At 67.7% G+C, this 21,749-nt stretch carries 23 protein-coding genes and 1 riboswitch; of the genes, 13 read left to right on the top strand and 10 right to left on the bottom strand.

Annotated features, from left to right (window positions below; translation table 11 throughout):
- Positions 1–392: 392 nt before the first annotated feature.
- The 7 genes from DYI42_RS12530 to rpmH form a co-directional block, all read right to left on the bottom strand.
- Positions 393–593, bottom strand: coding sequence for a hypothetical protein (locus DYI42_RS12530; RefSeq protein ID WP_342344656.1), 201 nt, complete (start codon positions 591–593; stop codon positions 393–395).
- On the bottom strand, positions 590–1,711 hold the full coding sequence (locus DYI42_RS12525) for an aromatic ring-hydroxylating oxygenase subunit alpha (protein WP_213546275.1): 1,122 nt from the start codon (positions 1,709–1,711) through the stop codon (positions 590–592). The genes DYI42_RS12530 and DYI42_RS12525 overlap by 4 nt, the downstream gene beginning before the upstream one ends.
- A gap of 90 nt (positions 1,712–1,801) precedes the next feature.
- On the bottom strand, positions 1,802–2,299 hold the full coding sequence (locus DYI42_RS12520) for an SH3 domain-containing protein (RefSeq protein ID WP_213546274.1): 498 nt from the start codon (positions 2,297–2,299) through the stop codon (positions 1,802–1,804).
- 53 nt (positions 2,300–2,352) lie between these two features.
- Positions 2,353–3,339 (bottom strand): DUF1835 domain-containing protein, encoded by a 987-nt coding sequence (locus tag DYI42_RS12515; protein ID WP_213546273.1) that lies wholly within the window; start codon positions 3,337–3,339, stop codon positions 2,353–2,355.
- A complete protein-coding gene (gene yidD, locus DYI42_RS12510) occupies positions 3,336–3,557 on the bottom strand; it encodes a membrane protein insertion efficiency factor YidD (RefSeq protein WP_213546272.1) in 222 nt (73 codons plus the stop codon). The genes DYI42_RS12515 and yidD overlap by 4 nt, the downstream gene beginning before the upstream one ends.
- Positions 3,558–3,680: 123 nt before the next feature.
- Complete coding sequence (gene rnpA / locus DYI42_RS12505) at positions 3,681–4,076, bottom strand: ribonuclease P protein component (protein ID WP_213546271.1); 396 nt, start codon at positions 4,074–4,076, stop codon at positions 3,681–3,683.
- A gap of 17 nt (positions 4,077–4,093) precedes the next feature.
- Positions 4,094–4,228, bottom strand: coding sequence for a 50S ribosomal protein L34 (rpmH, locus tag DYI42_RS12500; protein ID WP_012177012.1), 135 nt, complete (start codon positions 4,226–4,228; stop codon positions 4,094–4,096).
- Positions 4,229–4,514: 286 nt separating this feature from the next.
- Here rpmH and DYI42_RS12495 point away from each other — a divergent pair, with 286 nt between their 5' ends.
- The 4 genes from DYI42_RS12495 (at position 4,515) to DYI42_RS12480 (ending at position 10,292) form a co-directional block, all read left to right on the top strand.
- On the top strand, positions 4,515–5,249 hold the full coding sequence (locus DYI42_RS12495; RefSeq protein WP_244867882.1) for a TVP38/TMEM64 family protein: 735 nt from the start codon (positions 4,515–4,517) through the stop codon (positions 5,247–5,249).
- 1 nt (position 5,250) lies between these two features.
- A complete protein-coding gene (locus tag DYI42_RS12490) occupies positions 5,251–6,660 on the top strand; it encodes a dihydrolipoyl dehydrogenase family protein (protein ID WP_213546270.1) in 1,410 nt (469 codons plus the stop codon).
- A 52-nt stretch (positions 6,661–6,712) separates the two neighbouring features.
- The gene (locus DYI42_RS12485; RefSeq protein ID WP_213546269.1) at positions 6,713–8,152 is read left to right on the top strand and encodes a sensor histidine kinase; all 1,440 of its coding nucleotides are present in this window, start codon (positions 6,713–6,715) and stop codon (positions 8,150–8,152) included.
- A gap of 196 nt (positions 8,153–8,348) precedes the next feature.
- Positions 8,349–10,292, top strand: coding sequence for a TonB-dependent receptor domain-containing protein (locus tag DYI42_RS12480; protein WP_213546268.1), 1,944 nt, complete (start codon positions 8,349–8,351; stop codon positions 10,290–10,292).
- Positions 10,293–10,336: 44 nt separating this feature from the next.
- On the opposite strand, the gene DYI42_RS12475 is transcribed toward DYI42_RS12480, so the two are convergent.
- From DYI42_RS12475 to DYI42_RS12465, 3 genes are read right to left on the bottom strand one after another with little or no spacing between them, the layout of a single operon-like run.
- Positions 10,337–10,804 carry a hypothetical protein gene (locus DYI42_RS12475; protein ID WP_213546267.1) on the bottom strand — a complete coding sequence of 156 codons (468 nt, stop codon included), beginning with the start codon at positions 10,802–10,804 and terminating at the stop codon, positions 10,337–10,339.
- Positions 10,801–11,793 (bottom strand): NAD(P)H-quinone oxidoreductase, encoded by a 993-nt coding sequence (locus DYI42_RS12470; protein WP_244867881.1) that lies wholly within the window; start codon positions 11,791–11,793, stop codon positions 10,801–10,803. The genes DYI42_RS12475 and DYI42_RS12470 overlap by 4 nt, the downstream gene beginning before the upstream one ends.
- Before the next feature lie 7 nt (positions 11,794–11,800).
- A complete protein-coding gene (locus DYI42_RS12465) occupies positions 11,801–12,505 on the bottom strand; it encodes a COQ9 family protein (RefSeq protein WP_213546265.1) in 705 nt (234 codons plus the stop codon).
- A 115-nt stretch (positions 12,506–12,620) separates the two neighbouring features.
- Between DYI42_RS12465 and rpsU the strand changes: the two genes are divergently transcribed.
- The 9 genes from rpsU (at position 12,621) to DYI42_RS12420 (ending at position 21,700) form a co-directional block, all read left to right on the top strand.
- Positions 12,621–12,827, top strand: coding sequence for a 30S ribosomal protein S21 (gene rpsU, locus DYI42_RS12460; RefSeq protein ID WP_007118112.1), 207 nt, complete (start codon positions 12,621–12,623; stop codon positions 12,825–12,827).
- 643 nt (positions 12,828–13,470) lie between these two features.
- On the top strand, positions 13,471–13,911 hold the full coding sequence (locus DYI42_RS12455; protein ID WP_213546264.1) for a MarR family winged helix-turn-helix transcriptional regulator: 441 nt from the start codon (positions 13,471–13,473) through the stop codon (positions 13,909–13,911).
- The gene (locus tag DYI42_RS12450) at positions 13,908–14,579 is read left to right on the top strand and encodes a GNAT family N-acetyltransferase (protein WP_213546263.1); all 672 of its coding nucleotides are present in this window, start codon (positions 13,908–13,910) and stop codon (positions 14,577–14,579) included. Before DYI42_RS12455 ends, DYI42_RS12450 begins: the two co-directional genes overlap by 4 nt.
- Before the next feature lie 97 nt (positions 14,580–14,676).
- Positions 14,677–15,903: a Na+/H+ antiporter NhaA gene (nhaA, locus tag DYI42_RS12445; RefSeq protein WP_213546262.1), complete on the top strand. Its 1,227-nt coding sequence runs from the start codon at positions 14,677–14,679 to the stop codon at positions 15,901–15,903.
- 139 nt (positions 15,904–16,042) lie between these two features.
- Positions 16,043–16,244, top strand: a riboswitch (cobalamin riboswitch).
- Between the two features lie 135 nt (positions 16,245–16,379).
- Entirely contained in the window at positions 16,380–18,221 is a 1,842-nt protein-coding gene (locus tag DYI42_RS12440; protein ID WP_213546261.1) for a TonB-dependent receptor plug domain-containing protein, read from the top strand.
- Complete coding sequence (locus tag DYI42_RS12435; RefSeq protein WP_342344655.1) at positions 18,208–19,056, top strand: ABC transporter substrate-binding protein; 849 nt, start codon at positions 18,208–18,210, stop codon at positions 19,054–19,056. The genes DYI42_RS12440 and DYI42_RS12435 overlap by 14 nt, the downstream gene beginning before the upstream one ends.
- A gap of 130 nt (positions 19,057–19,186) precedes the next feature.
- Positions 19,187–20,173, top strand: coding sequence for a FecCD family ABC transporter permease (locus DYI42_RS12430; protein WP_213546259.1), 987 nt, complete (start codon positions 19,187–19,189; stop codon positions 20,171–20,173).
- Complete coding sequence (locus DYI42_RS12425) at positions 20,170–20,910, top strand: ABC transporter ATP-binding protein (protein ID WP_213546258.1); 741 nt, start codon at positions 20,170–20,172, stop codon at positions 20,908–20,910. Before DYI42_RS12430 ends, DYI42_RS12425 begins: the two co-directional genes overlap by 4 nt.
- A 1-nt stretch (position 20,911) precedes the next feature.
- Positions 20,912–21,700: a cobalamin-binding protein gene (locus DYI42_RS12420; RefSeq protein WP_213546257.1), complete on the top strand. Its 789-nt coding sequence runs from the start codon at positions 20,912–20,914 to the stop codon at positions 21,698–21,700.
- Positions 21,701–21,749 lie beyond the last annotated feature (49 nt).

The raw sequence follows: 21,749 nt of genomic DNA, 5'->3' as shown, positions 1-21,749 counted from the left end.
AGATGTGTATAAGAGACAGGTGTCGGAGTACCGCTTGGAAACACGCTCAGTTCATAGAAGGTCGGTAAGTTTGTCCCGAAACCTAGACCATGATCGGCGCGATTTTTTATCTAAGCCGTACTGAAGCACTTTGGCACAGTGATCTATCAGTTCTTCGATCTCATCCTTGCTTAGTTGAGACCTATCTTTCCTTTTAAGCGCAAAGAAGCGCTTGTCTCTTGGGTCGTTGTTCATCCCAATTCCAAGTCTGGCTGACTACCAAGAAATAATCCCGTCGCTTTGTGGCATCTTTAGCGCGGCCATATATCGACCGGCGCGCCTGGATACTCAACGACTGCATCGGTCCTCTTACCCAACTAAGCTCGCGATCGGCCGAACCCACGCGCCCTTTCTCAGGCGAGGCCGCTTTGCCTGAGGCGGCGCGCATAGGCCTCGGCCTCGGGCAGCCCCGCTTCCAGCGCGAAGACCCAGGCCTGGGTGAGGTAGAAGCTGGCGCCCGGCCCGCCTGCTTCTGCCGCTTCGGCATAAAGCCGGGCGAGTGCTGCGCCGTCGTGGGCCGCGTGGGCGGCCAGCAGGCGGGCTTCCAGCGTCACCTGCCCAGCCGGGTGGCGACCCATTGGTGAAACCGGTGCGTCGGCCCGTCCATCGCCGGAGAAAACCGCCCGCCATCGAAGCCCGGCCCGACGCGCCCGCGCTGCATGCCCTCGACCACGAAGACATCTTCCTCGAAGACCTCGCGCCACTGGGCGGTGTTCTTTGCCCGCAGGCCCGCGTCGGTTTCGGGCGTGGCGTAATAAAGGTGGATGTGTTCGCGGGTGGTGGCGAGGCCGGTGGGCTCGAGCACGATGGCAAAGGCGTGGTCGCGCTGGGCGCCCATTAGCACGTTGGGGTAGACGGCGATATATTCCGCCCCCTCCTGCCAGCTTTCGGGCCAGTCGGGAAAATCGGGGAAGGTCTCCCCATTCGCGCCGCGGATCTGCCGGTAGAGCGTGCTGCCCTGGCCGGAGAAGCCCGCGGCCTCGATGTTGTAGTGGTCTTCCAGCCGGGAGTAGCTGTTGAGCCCGGGGTGGACCCAGGGAAGGTGATAGCTTTCGCAGAAATTCTCGACCGCGAGCTTCCAGTTGCAGGCGACCTCCAGCGTGAAGCGGCTGCCCTCTCCACCGTGATGAAGCGGGGCCTCGACATCGGCCCAGCGGGAGAGAAGCTCGGCGTGCACCTCCTCGAAGGGCCGGGCGGTGCCGGAGACGTCGACGAAAACCACATCACGCCAGATATGGCTGGCCACCTCCACCAGCCCGAGATCGTCATTCACGATGCCCTCGGCGCGGTTCATCCCCGGCCCGCCCACGTGGGGCGTGGCCACAAGCCGCCCGTCGTGGGCGTAGCACCAGGAGTGATAGGGGCAGCGGATGGCGCCTTCCACCTTGCGGGGCGCATCGACGAGGATCATCCCGCGATGGCGGCAGGTGTTGCGGAAGACGCGCAGCACCCCGTCGCGCCCGCGCAGCATCAGGAGGGGCAGGCCGAGGAAATCCACCGGCCCGGCATCGCCCGGCTCGGGAACATCGGCCCCCACGCCGATCCCGGCCCAGCCGCCCCAGAGCAGGGCGTCACGCTCGGCGGCGTGGGTCTCTTCGCAGGTGTAATGCGCGTTGGGCAGCCCTTGTGCGGCCTCGATGGGGCGGAGGACGGCGGAGAGATCATCTGGCATGGTGGCGCGGCTCCCTTTTGCCCCGAAAGGCTAGGGGTGGGCAGGCGGCGGCGGCTTGCCTCAGGGCGACACGAGGTGGCGCTTTTGGCCCTAGTTGACCGCCCCGAGGTAGCGGATGCTTGCCCAGCCGGTCGTGCCGTCGGGCAGTTGTACCTGGGTCCAGTTCCCCTCGCGCGCGCCCTGCCAGAGCAGCATTTGCCCGGCATGGAGCCGCCGGATGATGCCGAAGCGCGTGCCCGGCCCGCGCCGCATGTTGAGGTATCCGTCGCTGGTGGCCAGCACCACGAAGGAATAGGGGCGCTGGGCGAAGTATTGCGGGGCGATGTAGCGGGCGTGGACCCAGCCGCGCATCCCGTCAGGCAGGATCACCTGCCGCCAGTTGCCCTGCGCGCCCGTGATCTGAAGGGCGGTGCCTGCGGTGAGGCGCAGGAGGATCGCATGGCCGCTGCCCGGGCCCCGCCGGAGGTTGAGGTAGCCGTCGTCGGTATCCTGGACATAGACGGCCTGGGCCGTGGCCGCCGAGGGGGGCAGGGCCGTGAGCAGGGTGGCGGCGGCGAGGCAGAGCGCGAGGAAAAGGCGGCGGGTCATCGGGAAATCTCCGGGTTGCAATGGCCCAGCATCGCCGCTTGAGCCTGCCCCGGTCAATCGCGGCGGGCGAGAATTTCGGCCCCGCCGGTGCGTAGCCAGAGCGGCCCTGCGCCGGAGACAATGCGCACCCCGCCGATCTGGGCGTCGATCCCGCCGTCCTCCACCAGGCTCGCCCCGCCGCGGGCCAGCGCCGCGCCATAGGCGGTCAGCCGGGCGGAGAAGCCGAAGCGGGCGCGCCCCTCTTCGCGGATTTCGACCACCGGCTGATCCTCGGGCCGGGCGGCGAAGCTGCGCAGGATTGTCAGCAGGTCTAGGTCGCCCACCATGTCGATCATCGCGTCTTCCCACCAGGCCAGCGCATGGGAGATGAGGTGCGCGCCGAGGCGCCATTCCTCGGAAAGCTGGGCCAGCACCCGCTCTTCCCGTGCGCCGAGGCCGGTCGCGGCGTGGGGGAAGCGCGCAAAATGGGCGTCGAGCGCGGCGCGCAGGGGCACTGGAAGGGCCGGGTCGCGGCGCAGCGCCAGAAGTGGCTCGGGCGTGGGGGCCTGAAGCGCGCGCCAGAGCGCCGGGTAGAGCGCGGCCTCGGCGCGGGTGAGCGGGCGGGCCTTCGGAGCTTCGGCAAAGTCACCCGGCTGGTGGTTGCCGATGCTCTTCAGAGGCCCCGGCAGGTGCAGTTGATGGAGGGCGAGGCTGTCGGCTTTGCCCCGATGCGTTGCGAGCGCGATTGCGAAGGCGAGGGCGAACTGCTCCTGAAGCGTCTCCCCGGCCCAGAGCGCGATACCTTCGGCGCTGTCCACGGCCATGGCAAGCGCGGCCATGTCATCTGCGGCGCGGGCGGCGAACTCGGCGTCTCCGGTTCGCGTCGCCTCGGCCCGGCCCCGGCGGATCGCCACCTCCAGCGGGTCGTCGCCCCGCGGGATGGCGCCGATGTCGAAGCAGTCGTAGAGCGCGATCACCCGGCCCGCATCGCCCGAGGCGCGCAGGTGCTGGCGCAGCGCGCCGCCAGCGGAGAGGCCGGGGATGAGGTGGAGCGTGCTCACTTCGGCACGTCGTCCACGCCCGAGCCGCCCCAGGGGTGGCAGCGCAGGATGCGGCGGAGGGCGAGCCAGCCGCCCTTGAGGCCGCCGTGCTTTTCGAGCGCTTCCAGCGCGTAGGCCGAGCAGGTGGGATGATAGCGGCAGTTGTGCCCGACCCAGGGCGAGAAGATCAGCCGATAGGCGCGGACGGGGAGGGCGAACAGGCGCGCGAGAAGCGTCATGGCCCGGCCGCCGGGCAGCTCATCGGTCCTTGCGGCCCTCTTCGCAGCTGCGATGAAAGGCCGAAGGGCCTTGAAGAGCTGCCCCCGGCGGCGCGCTCGTCCGCCCTTCGAGGCGTCCTCGCGCTAGCCATGCAGCTTTGCCAGCGCCGCGCGCAGCTCGTCCTGCATCAGGGCGAAGTCGCGCGCCGCCGTTTCCCCGGCCCGCCCGATCAGCACGTAATCCCATCCCGGGCGTCCGGCCTCGGGCAACACGGCGCGGGCGATCTCGCGCAGGCGGCGCTTGGCGCGGTTGCGGGCCACCGCGTTGCCGACCTTTTTGGAGCAGGTGAAGCCCACGCGCACAGGCCCGCCTTCGGCGCGACGGCGGCCCTGCACCACGAAGCCGGGCGTGTGCTGCCGCCGCGCGCGGGCGCACGCCAGAAAATCGGCCCGTTTCTTCAGGATCTCCGGACAAGCGAAAACCGCCGCAGGGCTCTCGCCCCCGGCGGTTTCATCAACCTTTGCCTCTACGCCGGGCATCTCTGCCCCGCGGCGCCTCAGGCGCTCAGGCTCTTCCGGCCGCGGGCGCGGCGGGCGTTGAGGATCTTGCGGCCGGCCTTGGTGGCCATGCGCGCGCGGAACCCGTGACGCCGCTTGCGGACGAGGTTGGAAGGCTGGAAAGTGCGTTTCATGGCGCTTACTCCGGTTCGGGTCAGGCCAGCCCAACGGATTCGGGCGGCTCGATGTGTTAGAAGCCCGCTCAATAGGGGGCTGCCGGTGGTCTGTCAATTCGCCCCGGCGGGATTTTTGCAACATTTCCGGCGCGGCGCGCGGCGTCCTGTAACAAACCCGCGCCCGGCGGGGCCGATCCTGCCCGATGTGCTCACCTCGCATCAACCGGGCGTGATCTGCCGCGCCCCGCATAGGGCAAGCGCCCATCTTCTGCCATGACTGACGGGCGATCAAAGGGATGACGGGATGGCAGACATGACCGAAACGGGGGCGAAGAGCCCGTGGCTCAAACGCTTGCCGCTGCTGGCCATTCTCGCCGTTGCACTCGCCGGGGCCTTCTTCCTGCGTGATTACCTGAGCTTCGAGACGCTGGCCGAGAACCGCGAGGCGCTGATTGCCTTTCGCGACGCGAATTACCTGCTCACCGTGCTCGCCTTCATCGCGATCTACGTGGTGATTGTGGCCTTTTCGCTGCCCGGGGCCACGGTGGCGACGCTGACCGGCGGCTTCCTTTTTGCCACCTTCCCCGGCGCGCTCTTCAACGTCACCGCTGCCACGCTGGGTGCGATCTGCATCTTCCAGGCGGCGCGCTGGGGCTTGGGTGACAGGCTTTCGGAGAAGCTCGAAGGTGCGGGCGGGACGGTGCAGAAGATCAAGGCCGGGATCGACGCCAACCAGTGGGAGATGCTCTTTCTGATCCGGCTCGTGCCCGCCGTGCCCTTCTTCGTGGCCAACCTCGTGCCCGCCTTCGTCGGTGTGCCGCTTTACCGCTTCGCCGTGACCACCTTCCTTGGCATCATCCCCGGCGCGGTGGTTTACACCTCGGTTGGGGCGGGGCTTGGCGAGGTGTTTGCCCGGGGCGAGACGCCGAACCTTGGCATCATCTTCGAGACGCACATCCTGCTGCCCATCCTCGGCCTTTGCGCGCTGGCGGCCCTCCCCATCGTTCTGAAAGCCCTGCGCGGCAAGAAAGGCCTCTGACATGACGGCGATCAAGGCAGATATCTGCATCATCGGGGCAGGCTCCGGCGGGCTTTCGGTGGCCTCCGGCGCGGCCCAGATGGGGGCGAAGACGGTGCTCGTCGAGGGCCACAAGATGGGCGGCGACTGCCTGAACTACGGCTGCGTGCCCTCCAAGGCGCTGCTTTCGGCGGCGCATCACGCCCATGCAATGACGACCGGCGCGCCCTTCGGGATTGGCCCGGTGGAGCCGAAGGTGGATTACGCCAGGGCCAAGGACCACGTGGCCGAGGTGATTGCCGGGATCGAGCCGCATGACAGCCAGGAGCGTTTCGAGGGGTTGGGCGTGCAGGTGATCCGTGAGTGGGGCAGCTTTATCTCGCCGACCGAGCTGCGCGCCGGGGCGCATTCTATCACCGCCCGTCGCTTCGTCATCGCCACTGGCTCCCGCCCCTTCGTGCCGCCGATCGACGGACTGGACGGGGTTGATTATTACACCAACGAAACCATTTTCGAGCTGCGTGAAAAGCCCGAGCATCTCATCGTCATCGGCGGTGGTCCGATTGGGCTGGAGATGGCCCAGGCCCATGCGCGGCTGGGCTGCAAGGTGACGGTGATCGAGGCGCAGACGGCGCTGGGCAAGGATGACCCGGAGATGGCCGGTTTCGTGCTTGAGAAGCTGCGCGCCGAGGGCATCGAGATCATGGAAGAGACCGCCGCCGAGAAGGTAACCGCAGAGGGCGGCGTGACGGTGCACACGCAGCAGGGCCCTGTGACCGGCTCACACCTGCTGGTCGCCGTGGGGCGGCAGGTGAATATCGACCGGCTGAACCTGAAGGTTGCCGATGTGGAGCATGACCGGGCGGTGAAGGTGGATGCTTCGCTGCGCTCAGTGTCGAACCGGAAGGTCTATGCCATCGGCGACGCGGCGGGCGGCCTGCAATTCACCCATGTTGCGGGCTACCACGCCGGCGTGGTCATCCGCTCGGCCATGTTCGGGCTGCCTGCCAAGGCGAAGACCAATCACATTCCGTGGGTCACCTACACCGATCCGGAACTGGCGCAGGTCGGGCTCACCGAAGTGCAGGCCCGGGAGAAGTTCGGCGGCAACCTCGACGTGATAAACCTCGCCTACAACGACAGCGACCGGGCCCGCGCCATGCGGCTCGACGGGCGGCTGAAGCTGATGGTCTCAGGCGGCAAGCCGGTGGGGGCGACGATTGCCGGGCCGCAGGCGGGCGAACTCATCGCCGCATGGGCCACGGCCATCGCCAATGGCCACAAGCTGACCGCGCTGGCGAACACGGTTCTGCCCTATCCGACGCTGCAAGAGCTTAACAAACGCGCCGCGGGTGCCTATTTCTCTCCGAAGCTCTTCGAGAGCCCGATGGTCAAGCGCGTCGTCGGACTGGTGCAACGCTTCCTGCCCTAGGGTATGTGCGCCGGTCGCAGCCGCGGCGCGGAAATGGTATAACGCGCGAGAAATGTTCCTGAATACGCTCTCCGGCCGCTTCCTGATGCTGACGATTGCCTTCGTCATGCTGGCCGAAGTGCTGATCTTCGTGCCCTCCATCGCGCGCTACCGCGAAGATTTCCTGCTGTCGCGCCTTGAGCGGGCGCAGATCGCCTCGCTGGCGCTGCTGGCGACCGACGAGGTGATCGACGCCAACCTGGAGGCCGAGCTGCTGCAAAACGCGGGCGTGAAGAACGTGGTTCTGCGGCGCGACGAGATGCGCGAACTTATCCTCTCCTCCCCCATCATCGCCCCGGTGACCGAAACCTACGACCTGCGCGACCCGGGGCCGTGGGCGCTGATGACGGATGCGATGCAGCGGCTCTGGCGGGCCGAGCCGGAGCTGATCCGGGTGATCGGCGATCCGGTGGAGCAGGCGGGGCTGCTGATCGAGGTGACGATGGACACCGGCGAGCTGCGGATGGCGATGATCGACTACGGGCTGCGCATCCTGTGGCTGTCGGCGGCGATCTCGGCGCTGACGGCGCTGCTGCTGTTCATCGCGGTGCGGGTGTTCATCGTGGGGCCGATCCACCGGGTGGTGGATGCGATGGCCAGCTATGCCCGCGCGCCGGAGGACGCCCGCCGCATCATCGCCCCCTCCGCCGGAGCGCTGGAGTTGCGCGAGGCCGAGGAGGGGCTGGCCGAGATGCAGACCCAGTTGACCACGGCGCTGAAGCAGAAGGAGCGGCTGGCCCAGCTTGGCGGTGCGGTGGCCCGCATCAGCCACGATCTGCGCAACATCCTCACCACGGCCCAGCTTTTTGCCGACCGGATGGAAACCTCGAAAGACCCGGCGGTGGCCCGCGCCGCGCCGAAGCTGGTGAACTCGATCAGCCGCGCGGTGAACCTTTGCGAGAGCACGCTGGCCTTTGGCCGGGCCGAGGAGGCGCCGCCGAAACTGTCACGCTTCGCGCTGGCGCCGGTGGTGGGCGACGTGATCGACAGCGAGCGGCTGGCGGCGGGGGAGCATGATATTTCCTACGCCGAGGACATCCCCGCCGGGCTGACCTTGCGGGCCGACCCCGAGCAGCTTTTCCGGGTGCTGACAAACCTGATCCGCAACGCACGGCAGGCGATTGTGGCCACCGGCAAACCGGGCGAGATCTGCATCGCCGGCGAAGAAGACGAGGACGGCTGGACGATTACCGTGACGGACACTGGCCCGGGCCTGCCGGTGAAGGCGCAGGAACACCTGTTTCAGCCGTTCCAGGGGGGCTATCGCAAGGGCGGCAGCGGGCTGGGGCTGGCGATTTCGGCCGAGCTGGTGCGCGGCCATGGCGGGCGGCTCGACCTGCTCCGCACCGGCCCGGATGGCACCGAGTTTGCCGTGGTGCTGCCGCGTGAACTGGCCGAGGACGACAGCTTGCTTGAGGTCACGGCGCCGGAAAGCCCTCGCGCCGCGGAGTAGGGCAAGGCAAGGGCGGAGTGGCCCGTTGCGCCAAGGCCGCAAGGCCAGAGCTGACAAGCAACAGCAATCTTGACTATTTTAGTCATGTAATTTAGGCGCAGCTATCACATGAGGCTGGCCCCGCGCGAGCCTTCCACGCATCAGCCCATGCAAGCCCTCAGGCCAGCCAGCAACCAAACCGTCTGAGGGACTTATCATGACCGCATTCAAGGGGATGCGCGCGCTGCTTCTGTGCAGCGCCGCAATCGCGGCTGGCTCGGCCACCGCACAAGAGGTTGTCGACCTCGCGCCCATCGTCGTCGACAGCAAGCGCGACGTGGCGACCGACAGCGCCAACGCCACCACCACCGTGGACAGCACCGAGATCGAAGACAGGCAGGGCGGCACGATTGCCGAGCTGGTCGATTCCGTTCCGGGCGTGAATCTGGTGAACGGCGGCACGCCGGTTGGCTCGGGTATTTCCATCCGGGGGCTGGGGGCCAATGGCACCTATGGCTCCGACCAGAAGGTGGGCATTCAGGTTGGCAACTCGTCGAAGGGGTCGGAAGAGATCTATCGCGTCGGCAATCAGCTTTTCACCGACCCTGCGCTTTACAACTCGGTGCAGGTCTTTCGTGGGCCGGGTGGCACCTTTCAGTATGGCTCGGGCTTAATCGGCGGGCTGGTGCGCGCCGAGCCGTCCTTTGCCCCGGACGTGTTCGGCGAGGAGGCCGGGTGGAAGGTGCGGCAGCTTCTGCAATTCTCGACCAACGGCGATGGCATCGCCTCCTCTTCGACGCTGGGCTATCAGGCCGACGGCTTCGAGATGCTGGCCAATTTCACATGGCGCGAAGAGGGCATCACGGTGGATGGCGCGGGCAACGACCGCACGGAAAACGGCATTGGCCTGCCGTCGTGGATGGTGACGGGGCGCTACAGCTTTGGCAGTGCCGACGAGCACCGCCTGAGCGTGATCTTGCAGGAAACCTCGACCGACGAGCAGGACGTGCCCTATGACACCTTCGCCACCTCGGCGGGGATCTTCGGCAACGTGAACCGGCAGACCACCGACCGCACCGCCGAGCTGCGCTATGAATACGACAGCCCGACCACCGACATGGTGAACCTCATGGTCAGCCTCAGCTACTCGGATCAGGAGATCATGCAGGAGGCCGTGGGCATCCCGATTTCGCCGGTGCTCGATGCCGACCATCGCTACGAGACGACCAAGCTGTTGCTGAAGAACACCGCCTTCTTCGACACAAGCTGGGCCGCGCATGAACTGACGGCGGGTGTTGAGCTTTCCAACCGGAAGCGGCTTGATGCGGCCTCCGCCCCCGGCGGGACCGACAAGCGGCTTGCCGTGTTCCTGGTGGACGAGATGGACTTCCGCAATGGCCTCACCGTCACGCCGGAACTGCGCTGGGAGAGCCAGAAGCTGACCGGCAGCGACGTGGATTTCGAGGGTGAGATGGATGCGCTCGTGGGCGGCGTCTCGGCGCGCTACGCCTTCGGCAACGGTTTCTCGGTTTTCGGCGGCGCTTACTACAACGAGTCGCTGCCGGTGCTCGACGATCTGGCGGATGCGACCTTTCGCGCGCAGAGCGAGAAGGGCCGCACCTTCGAACTGGGGCTGGGCTATGACGGGGCCAACCTGTTGCGCAGCGGCGATGCGCTGGAGGTCAAGGCCGTGGCCTATCGCACCCATCTGAGCGACATCACCACCATCTTCGGGGTGACTGACGCGCGCTATGAAGGGGTGGAGATCGAGGCAGCCTATTCGATGGAGAGCGGCTTCTACGTCGATGCCAGCGCCAACATCGCCTACGGCTACGACGAGACGCCGGGCGCTGCGAGCGACATTCTCGGCGGCATTCCGGCGAAGGAGCTGCGGGTGACCTTCGGCAAGCGCTGGGGCGAGGAGCTGGACCTGTCGTGGGAGGTGGTTGCCGCCGCCCGGCAGGATCGCGACAGCCAGCCCACGCCGGGCTATGCGGTGCACAACCTGCGCGCCACATACCGCCCGCAGCAGGGGGCGCTGGAGGGGATGGAGGTGCGCTTTGGCATCGAGAACGTGGGCGACAGGCTCTACACGCCGAACCTTGCCACCTATGCGGCACCGGGGCGCAACGTGAAGCTGACGCTGTCGAAGGTGTTCTGACCGCGCGTTTAAGAAGGGGCCGCCCCGCATTCGGGCCGGGGCGGTCAGCGACCGTGGAGGGGCGGGCGCGCCAGAGCGCGGGCCTGCTCGGCATCGCGGCCAAAGACGAAGACGCGGTAGTGCCGCGCGTCGGGGCCGCCGAAGGGGATACTGTCGGCCTTCACGGCGAGGCCCTTGCCGAGGCAGGCCGCCTCGGCGGCGCGCGCCGCCTGCCTGTCGGGCGTGATGAGCACCGGGTGGCTCCAGGCCCATTGGTCTGCGGCGACATGGGCCACGACGTGGGCCACCAGCGCGGCCTCGGTGGCGAAGCGCCCCTCTTCACGCCAGTGGCCGCGCTCTTCATAGCCCCAGAGCCAGGCCTGCCCGTCGTGGCGGACGGCGAAGCCCTCGGCAATGGCCCGGCCGTCGAGCGCGTAGCCCTGAAAGTTGGCGCCCTCCGCCACCATCCAGTCGCGCAGGGCGGCGAGGGTTTGGGGCGGCGGATCGGGCAGGGCGGGCCGGTAGCCGCTCACCCGCCGGCGACCTCCAGAACGATCTTGCCGATGTGCTCCGAGCTCTCCATCCGGGCGTGGGCCTTGGCGGCCTCGGCCAGCGGGAAGGTGGAATCCATCACCGGCGCGACGCGGCCGGAGGCGATCAGGGGCCAGACCTTGGCCTCCAGCTCCGCCGCGATCTCGGCCTTGGCGGCGACGGACTGCGGCCGCAGGGTGCTGCCCGTGATCGTCAGTCGCCGCGCCATCACCTGGGCAAAGTTCAGCTCCGCCTTGGGGCCGGTGAGGAATGCGATGTGGACCATCCGCCCCTCCATCGCCAGTGCGGACACGTTGCGCGGGATGTAGCTGCCGCCGACCATGTCGAGCACCAGGTTGGCCCCGCCCTCGGCCTTCAGCACCTCCACGAAATCCTCTTCGCGGTAGTTTATGGCGCGCTCGGCCCCGAGGCCCAGGCAGGCGTCGCATTTTTCCTTCGATCCGGCGGTGGTGAAGACCCGCGCGCCGAAAGCGGTGGCCAGCTGGATCGCCGTGGTGCCGATGCCCGAAGAGCCGCCGTGAACGAGAAAGACCTCTCCGGCCTTCAGCCCGCCGCGCATGAAGACGTTGGAGTAGACTGTGAAGAAGGTTTCGGGGAGGCAGGCGGCCTCCTTCATTCCCATCCCTTCCGGCACCGGCAAGGCGTGATCGGCGGGGCATTTGACATACTCGGCATAGCCGCCGCCCGGCAGCAGGGCGCAGACCTTGTCGCCCACCTTCCAGCGCGCGCCCTCACCCGCGGCAAAGACCTCGCCCGAGCATTCGAGGCCGGGCAGGGGGGAGGCATCGGGGGGCGGATCGTAGGCCCCGGCGCGTTGCAGCGCATCGGGGCGGTTCACCCCGGCGTAGGCCACCTTGATCACGATCTCGCCCGCGTGCGGGGCCGGCACCGTTACATCCGTTGGCTGCAACACCTCCGGCCCGCCCGGCTCTGAGATTTCCATCGCCCGCATCATCATCGCAAACACCATCCTCCTGTCAGTCCCTCGTGCCCATATGCCCCGGCATGTCGGCGGGCGGGGTGCTGCGCGGCGCGCGCACCTTGGAGGCCAGCCACTCCGGCCCGGCCATCAGCCCCTTGGTCAACGGGTTCTTGCGCAGATCGGCCTTCATCTTCTCCACCCGCATCACATCGGCAATCCGACGGTCGAGAAACGCCCAGGTCGCCTCGTGGTCCGCGCTCTCGTCGCCCAGCCAGTAGAGCAGGGTGGCAGAATAGACGGCGGAGAGCGTGGCGCGCTTGGAGTACCAGTTGAGATCTTCGGAGGTGTCGCCCATCGCCCGCCAGATCGCATCGGCGGTGCCCCAGACGGCCCCGGCCCCGGCGGCGGCGTTTTGCGGCAGGGCGAAGAGCGAGGCGGCGCGGCGCACGGCCTCCCGGTCGCCCTCGATGGCCTCGAGCCGGAGCCGCACCGCGTGGGCGATCCGCTCGGAGTAGCGCATCGGCTCAAGATCGGCCTCGCCCAGCGCCGCGCGCATCTTCGCGTCACCGCGGGCGTGGAAGGCGAGGGCCAGATCGACGGCGCCCCTGGGGAAGAGCGCGCGCGCCTCCGACTCGCTTACGCCGGCCTCTTCGGCGGCGCGCTTCAAGGCCTCGTCGGACCACCCGTCGAAGGCCACGTGGGGCAGGGCGGCGTCGAGAATGGCTGCTTTTGCGGGGGTTTCGGAGCTTTGATCGGTCATGTCACCGCAACATAGGGCAAATTTCGCCGGAGTGTAGACAGATGCCCGACCCTTTGCTATACGGCGCCTTCCTGCAAATTCTTGCAACTCTAATCAGAAAGGTGGTGACAACCACATGCAGGTGAGCGTTCGTGACAACAACGTCGATCAGGCGCTTCGTGCTCTGAAGAAGAAACTTCAGCGCGAGGGGGTGTTTCGTGAGATGAAACTCAAGCAGCACTTCGAGAAGCCGTCCGAGAAGAAAGCCCGTGAAAAGGCCGAAGCGATCCGCCGTGCGCGGAAGCTGGCTCGGAAGAAGGCCCAGCGCGAAGGGATGATGTAAGTCACCCGTCGGCACACGAACGGCGGCGGCTTCGGCCTCTGCCTACGACGACCCCCGCGGCTCCGCCCGGGGGTTTGTTGTTTTTGGAGGGTGGCGTGCGGGCCTGTCGACTGCCACGCGAAAGCGACTCGAACCAGCGGGTTGTCTGAATCTCGTCGGAAGGCCGTGCCAGGCAATCCTGACCAAAACCTGACCTTGGCTGGGGGCGCACGAAGGTCAGGTGAGCGGGACGGAGCGGACTTTCACTGAGCCGCGCGTCGACGGGCCGCGGTACGGCGATCCAACGGCGGAGCGGCGCAGTTTATCGTTCTCATTTGCCTGTAAGGCCTGAGCCTCGCGCTGCCGTCGATGTATCGCCGTGCCGGGGGGCGGCCCGGCGATGCGCGGCGGCTTCGCCTTGATTCCGCGCATGGGAAGACACTGCAGGCGCAGTGATAGGTCCAATGCTGCCCTTTCGCTGGCCCATCCGCGAAGGACAAATTCCGATCAGCGCATGTGAACTGGGTCAGTGACCTGGCCCAAAATCGGTTTTACATGGCAACTGAAAGGGCTGCGAGACCGTTGACAGCAGGGGCTTGCGGGCGGCGGAAGTATGCGCAAGTATATACCCATACATGAAGATGATGCACTTCGCCCCCATGGGTTGCTCACCCTCGGTTCCCGCTTCCGCCGCCTTGGGGAGAGGTTGCAGGCCGAGACGCAGGTGATCCTGGATGAACTGGCCCCCGGCATCCCTTCTTCGGCCCATCCGCTGCTTGCCTTTCTCGATGGTCCCGAGCCGCGCAGCATCAGCGAGATCGCCCGCGCCCTTGGGACCGCCCAGCCCGGCGTGACCCGGATGGTGACGCGGCTGAGCGCCCGAGGCTTTGTCAGCGTGGGCACCAGCCCGGAGGATGCCCGCCTGCGCCTTGTTGCCCTTACGCCAGACGGCCGCGCCCTGCTGGACCAGGCCCGCGCCACCGCGTGGCCGCGCGTTCTTGCCGCCGTGACCGACCTTTGCGCGCCCTTCGGGCCGGAGTTGCTGGAGCGGCTCGACATGCTCGAAACCCGTCTCGCGACCAAGCCCCTGAAGGACCGCGCATGACCGATCATCCGCTGGATACTCCGGCGCGTGCCGCGCTCACCGGCCCGCATGCGCATCTCGCACAGCGGCACGGGACTGCGCTGCGTTACGACCCTGGCCTGATCCCTTTCGCCTGCATCGACCCGGCGCATCCGGGCGACCTTACCGCCCTGGCCGCCCGGGGCGAGCTGGCCGTTTTCCTCCAGGCCAGCGCCGTCGCCACCCCACCCGGCTTTGCCGAAACCCTGCGCGCCGAGGCCGTGCAGCTGACCTGCAAGAGCCTGCCCCCCGCGCCGGACGATCCGCGCATCACCCCGCTCGGCCCGACAGATGCCGCAGACATGCTGGCCCTTGCCGAGGTCACCAAGCCCGGCCCCTTCACGCTGCGCGCGCTGGAGCTTGGGCCGTTCTGGGGCATTCGCCAGGGCGGCAAGCTCATCGCCATGGCAGGCACCCGCATGTCGGCGCCGGGTTTCACCGAAATCTCCGGTGTCTGCACCGCGCCCGAGGCGCGGGGGCAGGGCCTTGCCCGGCTGCTTTCAGCTCATGTCGCTCATGCCATCGCGGCCACAGGCAATACCCCCTTCTTGCACGCCTTCATCTCCAACCCGGCGGCAATCAGGCTCTATGAGAGCCTCGGCTTCGCCATACGCGCCGAGCTGGCCTGCGCGATCTTCGAGAAAACTTGAGAAAAACCTGCGACACCGCGCCTCACGCGGTTGATCTGATCCAACAGGGTTGCCATTTCGTTACCTAGGGAAACTGAACGCGCAACAGGGACAGGGAATGCTCCGCAGAACAATTGACGAATTCTTCAGCTCCGATGCCGCCGGCGGCGTGGTGTTGATGCTCTCCGCCGTGGCCGCCCTGATGGTGGCCAACTCTTCGCTCAACCCTGAATACCAGGAGTTCCTGGGCGCCTATATCGGCGTGACGGTGAGTGGCGAGGGCATAGAAAAACCCGCACTTCTGTGGATCAACGACGGCCTCATGGCCATCTTCTTCTTCCTCATCGGTCTCGAGCTGAAGCGAGAGCTGATGGAGGGCAAGCTGAAGAATCCGGCCGATGTGGTGCTGCCGGGCATGGCGGCGGTGGGCGGCATGGTGGTGCCTGCTGCCGTCTACGCGTTCTTCAACTGGGGCAATCCGGCGACGATTCATGGCTGGGCAATTCCGGCGGCGACCGACATCGCTTTCGCGCTGGGTGTACTGGCGTTGCTCGGCACGCGTGTGCCCGCAGCCCTGAAGATCTTTCTGCTGACTCTTGCGATCCTCGACGACATGGGCGCGATCCTCATAATCGCGCTGTTTTACACCGCCGAACTGAAGGTGGATTACCTCTACCTTGCCTGTATCCCGCTGGCGCTGATGATCTGGCGTAACCTGCGCGGGGCGCACCGGGTGGCGCCGATCCTCTTGCTGGGCGTGGTGATGTGGGTCTTCGTGCTCAAATCCGGTGTGCACGCCACCCTCGCCGGTGTGGTCACCGCCTTCTGCATCCCGCTGAAGGACAGGTGGAACAAGTCGCCGCTGCACTCCATCGAGCACGGCCTCGCGCCCTATGTCCTCTACATCATCGTGCCGCTCTTCGCTTTCGCGAACGCGGGCGTGGTGCTTCAGGGCATGTCCTTTGCCGCGCTGCTGGACCCGGTGCCGCTTGGCGTGGCGCTTGGCCTGATCGTGGGTAAGCAGGTGGGCGTCTTCGGCACCACGTGGCTGATGGTCAAGATGGGCCTCGCCAAACTGCCATTCGGGGTGACATGGGCGCATATCTACGGGCTCGCCTGCCTTGCGGGCATCGGCTTTACGATGTCGCTCTTCATCGGCTCGCTGTCGTTCACCGAGGCGGCGCTGATGAACGAGGTGCGGCTCGGGGTGCTGCTGGGGTCGGCCGTTTCCGCGCTGGTGGGCTACTTCGTGCTGCGCGCGGCAACACGGCCCGGCCCCGAAGACAAGGCCGAGGCGCTGAACCAGCCCGGCGCAGCCGAGCGGGCCGAGGCGGCGGCGGAATAAACCGAAGACCGCCGCACAGCGTTGCCCTGAGAGGTGGCGCTGTGCGGCGGCCCCGCCCCGCGGGGCCACTCGGCCTCATCGCCAAAACGTCTCATGGGCAGGCGTTAACAATTTCCTTGCGCGACTCCCCAATCCCGGGCTACCCCGCCCCTGCTTCGGTTCGGGCGCAAGCCCGGAGCAAAAGGGAACGCGGTGCGGGGAGAAACCCCAATGCCGCGACTGCCCCCGCAACTGTGAGCGGAGAGCGGGGCCTGTGTGCCACTGGAGGAGACCCTCCGGGAAGGCCGGCCAACTCGCGATGACCCGCAAGTCAGGAGACCTGCCGAGGCGATCACCCTGAACCCGTGCGGGGCGCACGGTGTGAGCGGTTTTCCGTAGCGGTGACGAAAGCACCGTCTGCGGAGGGCCAGAGCCATTCCAAAGACACCACGCCATACCGGCCCGCGACGGGCCGACGCAGAAGGACTTTGGACAGGATGAAACAGCTCCTCGCCACCACCGCCACCCTTGCGCTCGCGGCCTCCGCACTGCACGCGCAGGAGGTTTACGACCTCGACACCATCACCGTCACCGCGGACCTTTCGGAGGGCACCGAGACCGCCCGCACCGGCGCGACCGTCGAGGTGATCGACCGCGACAAGATCGAGGCGGACGGCGACACGGAGATTGCCAGCTACCTCGCCCGCCAGCCCGGCCTCTCGCTCGCGCAGAACGGCGGCACCGGCGGTGTGGCCTACCTGCGCATCCGTGGCCTCAGCCAGAAGTACGTTGCGGTGCGGGTTGACGGCATCGACGTGTCGGACCCGTCGGCGACCCAGCTCAACTACGATTTCGGCGGCCTCTCCAGCTATGGCGTTGGCCGGGCCGAGGTGCTGAAGGGCACGCAATCGGCGCAATATGGCTCCGAGGCCGTGGCGGGCGTGATCTCGCTGGCGCAGCGCCGGGCCAGTGAAGAGGGCACCGAGGTGACCTTCGAGGGCGAGGTGGGCAGCTATGACAGCTTCTCCACCGCGCTTACAGTGGCCACCAAGGGCGCGCGCGGCGATGTGGCTTTCACCCTTGCGCGGGTCGAAACCGGGGGCTTCTCGGCGGCGGATGAGGATGATGGCAACAGCGAGGCCGATGGCTTCTCGTCGCTGCGCCTCTCCTTTGCCGGGGAGTACGCGCTGACCGATGTGATCACCGTCGGCGCCTCGGGGTTTGCCCAGAAGAGCGAGGCCGACAGCGACGGCTACGGGCCGCCCACCTATGCCTTCGGCGATACCGATGCCGTCACCGAGGCGGAAACCTCGGGCCTGCGCGTCTTTGCCCGCGCCGAGCTGGGGGCCTGGACGCATCAGGTGGATCTTTCCAGCTTCCGGATCGAGCGGACGCGCACCGAGAGCGGCTTCGGCTCCACATTCACCGGCGAGCGGCGCGAGTTGCGCTATCTTGCGCAGGGTGAGGTTTCGCCCACGCTCACGCTCAACTTCGGGGCGGATCACACGGTGGAAAGCTACGACAGCAGCGCAAATTCCTCGGAGTCGACCACCACCGGCGTGTTTGCCGAGGCGCTCTGGGCGGCCACGCCAAACCTCGATATCGCCGCCACCCTGCGCCACGACGATCATGACGCGTTCGGCGGGTTCACCACCGGGCGGCTTGCAGCGGCCTGGCGGCCCTCGGACGATCTGATCTTCCGCGCGGCCCTGGGCACCGGCTTTCGCGCGCCCTCGCTCTACGAGCTGGGAGATCCGACCTACGGCAACCCCGGCCTCGAGCCGGAAGAGAGCCGCAGCGCGGAGATTGGCGTGGAGAAGCGCTATGGCGGCGAGGATTTCGTGAAGGCGACGCTGTTCTACACCGAGATCGACAACCTGATCGACTACGACTTCGCAACCAACGCCTATGCTCAGGTGGAGGGCACGACGATTTCGAAGGGCCTGGAGCTTTCGGGGCAGACGCAGGTGAGCGATGCGGTGCTGCTTTACGGCGCCTATACCTACACCGAGGCTGAAAACCCCGATGGCACCCGGCAGGTGCGCGTGCCCCGGCATGACCTGGTGCTGGGTGTCGAGGCCGAACTGGCGCCCCGATGGACGGGCCGTGCGGAGGTGCATCACGTGGCGGATGTGCTCGACGTGAGCCAGAGCTTTCCCTATGCGCCGGTGCAGATGGACGACTACACGCTGGTGAACACCTCTGTCAGCTACGAGATACAGCCCGGGGCCGAGGCCTATCTGCGGGTAGAGAACGCCACCGACGCCGACTATGAGGCGCTCGATGGTTACGGCACCGCGGGCCGGACCTTCCACGTGGGGCTGCGTGCGACCTTCTGAGGCCCTCCGCAGCCTCGCAAGGGCCTGTCGGGCGGGACTTTTCCCGCTTCTGCTCCTCGCCGGGGCGGCTGATGCCGCCCCACCCGAGCGGGTGGTGTCGATCAACCTCTGCACCGATCAGCTTGCACTGGCGCTTGCCGCGCCGGGACAGGTCGTCTCGGTTACCCGGATGCTTCAGAACGATGACAGCGCCATGGCCGCGCAGGCCCGGGCGCTGCCCGGAAACGCCGCACGGGCAGAGGAGGTGTATCTGTTGGCGCCCGATCTGGTGCTGGCGGGCAGCTTCACTGCGCCGGACACGTTGCGGATGCTGGAGCGGCTCGGCTTGCGGGTGGAGGTATTTGCCCCGGCAGAGACGCTGGCCGACATCCGGGCGAACATGGCGCGCATGGGCGCGCTGCTGGGACGCGAGGCTGCGGCAAGGGCACAGGTGGCGGCCTTCGATGCCCGGCTGGCCGCCATCGACGTGCCCGAGGGGCCGGCGCCACTGGCCGCGCTCTATGCCGCCAATGGCTATTCCGCCGGGCAGGCCACGTTGCCAGGGCAGATGGTAAAGGCGGCGGGCTTCGGGCTGCTGGCCGAGGAGCTTGGGCTGCCCTACGGTGGGGCAGTGCCGCTTGAAGTTCTGGCAAGTGCCGCGCCTGACCTGCTGATCGCTGCCCAGCCCGGCGCGCCAAAGAGCCGCGCCGAGGAGATCCTGGCCCATCCGGTGGTGGCCGAACTGCGGGAGCGGGTGCCGACCGATACGCTGCATGACAGTGACTGGACCTGCGGCACCCCTGCCGTGCTCGACACCGTGGAACGGCTGGCCGCGATCCGGGAGCGGATGGAATGACCGGCCCGCAGCGGCTCATCGGCCCTTGCGGTCCTCTTCGCAGCTGCGATGAGGGGGCGAAGGCCGCCGAAGAGCTGCCCGCCGCGCGGCTCGTCCGCCCTTCGAGGTGTCCTCGCCGCGGGGTCCGCACATGACCGCTGGCCGCCTCTATGCCCTCCTCGGGCTTCTCACCGCCGCTCTTTTCCTGGCTTCGCTCACCGTTGGCCCGGCCTCGCTGCCGATAGGCGAGGCGCTTTCGGCTCTCGTGGCCCAATCCGACGGTCCGGCGACCATGGTGATGCGCGAGATTCGCCTGCCGCGCGCCCTGCTTGCCGCGCTGATCGGCGGCTCCCTGGGGCTCTGCGGCGCGGCGATGCAGGGCTACCTGCGCAACCCGCTGGCCGAGCCGGGGCTCATTGGCGTGTCGTCCACCGCTGCGCTTGGCGCGGTGATCGCGATCCAGACCGGGCTGACCTACACCGCCGCGCTTGCTCTGCCGCTGATGGCACTGGCCGGGGCCGGGCTGGCGGTGCTGGCGATCCTGGCGCTGGCGGGGCCGCGGGGCACGGCGCTCACGCTGATCCTCGCCGGTGTCGCGCTGTCGGCGCTGGCGGGCGCGCTGACCAGCCTTGTGCTCAACCTCTCGCCCTCGCCCTATGCCGCCGCGGAGATCGTCTTCTGGATGATGGGCTCGGTGGCCGACCGGTCGATGACCCACGTCGCGCTCGCGGCGCCCTTCATCCTTGGCGGCATGGCGCTGATCCTGCCGCTGGGGCGGGGCCTCGATGCGCTGACGCTGGGCGAGGACGCCGCCGCCTCGATGGGCACGCGCCTGACGCGCCTGCGGCTTGCGCTGATCCTCGGGGTGGCGGCCTCGGTGGGCGCGGGCACGGCGGTGGCAGGCGCGATCGGCTTTGTCGGCCTGGTGGTGCCGCACCTGTTGCGTCCGCTCACCGGGCACCGCCCCTCCACCCTGCTCATCGCCTCGGCACTTGGCGGGGCGGCGATGCTGCTGGCGGCGGACACCGCGACCCGGCTGATCCTGCCCGCGCGCGACCTGAAGCTGGGTGTCGTCACCGCGCTCGTCGGGGCGCCCTTCTTCTTCCACCTCGTGTGGCGGCTCAGGGGGCGGCTATGACGCTTGAGCTGCACGGCCTTTCCGTCACCCGGCAGAACGGGCGCAACACGCTGCGCGACGTGAGCCTTGCGGTGGCGCCGGGCGAGTTTATCGGCCTCATCGGCCCCAACGGTGCGGGCAAGACGACGCTGCTGCGGGCCGCGCAAGGGCTGCTGCCTGCCAGCGGCACCTCCTCGCTTGCCGCCCTCACCCCCGGGCAGCGCGCCCGTGCCGCGGCCTTCCTGCCGCAATCCCGCGAGATCGCCTGGGATCTGACAGTGGAGACCCTCGTGATGCTTGGGCGCACCCCGCATCGGCCCTCGGCGGAGGATGCGGCGGCGGTGGCGAAGGCCATTGCGCAGATGAATCTCACCGCGCTTGCCCACCGCCGCGCCACCCGCCTGTCTGGCGGCGAGCAGGCGCGCGCGCTCATTGCCCGCGCCCTCGCACAGGAAACCCCGCTGCTGCTGGCCGACGAGCCCATTGCGGGCCTCGATCCGGCGGCCCAGATCGCCACCATGCAGCTTTTTGCCGAACTGGCCCGCGAGGGCCGCGCGGTGCTGGCCTCGCTCCACGACCTCTCGCTTGCCGCCCGACACTGCACCCGCCTCGTGGTGCTGCACGAGGGCCGCCTGGCCGCCGATGGCGCGCCTCAGGAGGTGCTGACGGCCGATCTGCTTGCAGAGGTCTTCCACATCACCGGCCGGTTCACCGAGACCGCCGAGGGCGCACTCTTCACCCCCACGGGCCTGACCTGACATGGCCTTCCCGCCCGAACGCATCGTCTGCCTCACCGAGGAAACCGTGGAAACGCTTTACCTGCTTGGCCAGCAGGACCGGATCGTGGGCGTTTCGGGCTATGCGGTGCGCCCGCCCGGGGTGCGGCGGGAGAAGCCGCGCGTTTCCGCCTTCACCTCTGCCGACATCCCTAAGGTCATGGCGCTGAAGCCCGATCTGGTGCTGACCTTTTCCGACCTTCAGGCCGATATCGCTGCCGCGCTGCTGCGCGAGGGGGTTGCCGTTTACGGCTTCAACCAGCGCGGGTTGGCCGGGATCTTCGACATGATCGAGACGCTGGGCGCGCTGACCGGCTGCGAGGACGCGGCGAAGGCCTTGACGCGCGGCTACCGCGCCCGGCTCGAAGGCCTGCGCAAGGCCGCCCCGGCGAAAGGCCTGACGGTTTATTTCGAGGAGTGGGACGCGCCGATGATTTCCGGCATCGGCTGGGTTTCGGAACTGATCGAGGCCACCGGCGCGCGCGATGTGTTTGCCGCGCTCGCCCCCGAGCAGGCAGCGACCAACCGCATCGTCACCCCCGCGCAGGTGATCGACGCGCGGCCCGATGTGATCCTGGCCTCGTGGTGCGGCAAGAAGGTGCGGCCCGAGCGCATTATCGCGCGTCCGGGGTGGGAGGCTATTCCGGCGGTGGCCAACCGGCGCATTCATGAGATCAAGTCGTCGCTCATCCTCCAGCCCGGCCCGGCCTGCCTGACCGATGGGCTGGATGCGATGCTGGCGAGCCTCGCGCCCGGCTGGCGCTGGCGCTAGAGCGTGTCGCGCTCATTCGCATTCGCCCGACACACTCTAACCGATTGAC

It is taken from the genome of Vannielia litorea (assembly GCF_018424695.1).
Classification (GTDB): domain Bacteria; phylum Pseudomonadota; class Alphaproteobacteria; order Rhodobacterales; family Rhodobacteraceae; genus Vannielia; species Vannielia litorea_A.
This window is presented reverse-complemented; position numbering and strand designations above follow the sequence as displayed.

Bases quoted from the DNA above. Each gene is read 5' to 3' on its own strand.
- DYI42_RS12485 (WP_213546269.1), top strand. From the start codon at position 6,713: ATGTTCCTGAATACGCTCTCCGGCCGCTTCCTGATGCTGACGATTGCC.
- yidD (WP_213546272.1), bottom strand. From the start codon at position 3,557: ATGACGCTTCTCGCGCGCCTGTTCGCCCTCCCCGTCCGCGCCTATCGG.
- DYI42_RS12450 (WP_213546263.1), top strand. From the start codon at position 13,908: ATGACCGATCATCCGCTGGATACTCCGGCGCGTGCCGCGCTCACCGGC.
- DYI42_RS12440 (WP_213546261.1), top strand. From the start codon at position 16,380: ATGAAACAGCTCCTCGCCACCACCGCCACCCTTGCGCTCGCGGCCTCC.
- DYI42_RS12465 (WP_213546265.1), bottom strand. From the start codon at position 12,505: ATGACCGATCAAAGCTCCGAAACCCCCGCAAAAGCAGCCATTCTCGAC.
- DYI42_RS12470 (WP_244867881.1), bottom strand. From the start codon at position 11,793: ATGGTGTTTGCGATGATGATGCGGGCGATGGAAATCTCAGAGCCGGGC.
- rpmH (WP_012177012.1), bottom strand. From the start codon at position 4,228: ATGAAACGCACTTTCCAGCCTTCCAACCTCGTCCGCAAGCGGCGTCAC.
- DYI42_RS12480 (WP_213546268.1), top strand. From the start codon at position 8,349: ATGACCGCATTCAAGGGGATGCGCGCGCTGCTTCTGTGCAGCGCCGCA.
- DYI42_RS12425 (WP_213546258.1), top strand. From the start codon at position 20,170: ATGACGCTTGAGCTGCACGGCCTTTCCGTCACCCGGCAGAACGGGCGC.
- DYI42_RS12430 (WP_213546259.1), top strand. From the start codon at position 19,187: ATGACCGCTGGCCGCCTCTATGCCCTCCTCGGGCTTCTCACCGCCGCT.
- rpsU (WP_007118112.1), top strand. From the start codon at position 12,621: ATGCAGGTGAGCGTTCGTGACAACAACGTCGATCAGGCGCTTCGTGCT.
- DYI42_RS12525 (WP_213546275.1), bottom strand. From the start codon at position 1,711: ATGCCAGATGATCTCTCCGCCGTCCTCCGCCCCATCGAGGCCGCACAA.
- DYI42_RS12420 (WP_213546257.1), top strand. From the start codon at position 20,912: ATGGCCTTCCCGCCCGAACGCATCGTCTGCCTCACCGAGGAAACCGTG.
- rnpA (WP_213546271.1), bottom strand. From the start codon at position 4,076: ATGCCCGGCGTAGAGGCAAAGGTTGATGAAACCGCCGGGGGCGAGAGC.
- DYI42_RS12490 (WP_213546270.1), top strand. From the start codon at position 5,251: ATGACGGCGATCAAGGCAGATATCTGCATCATCGGGGCAGGCTCCGGC.
- nhaA (WP_213546262.1), top strand. From the start codon at position 14,677: ATGCTCCGCAGAACAATTGACGAATTCTTCAGCTCCGATGCCGCCGGC.
- DYI42_RS12520 (WP_213546274.1), bottom strand. From the start codon at position 2,299: ATGACCCGCCGCCTTTTCCTCGCGCTCTGCCTCGCCGCCGCCACCCTG.
- DYI42_RS12495 (WP_244867882.1), top strand. From the start codon at position 4,515: ATGGCAGACATGACCGAAACGGGGGCGAAGAGCCCGTGGCTCAAACGC.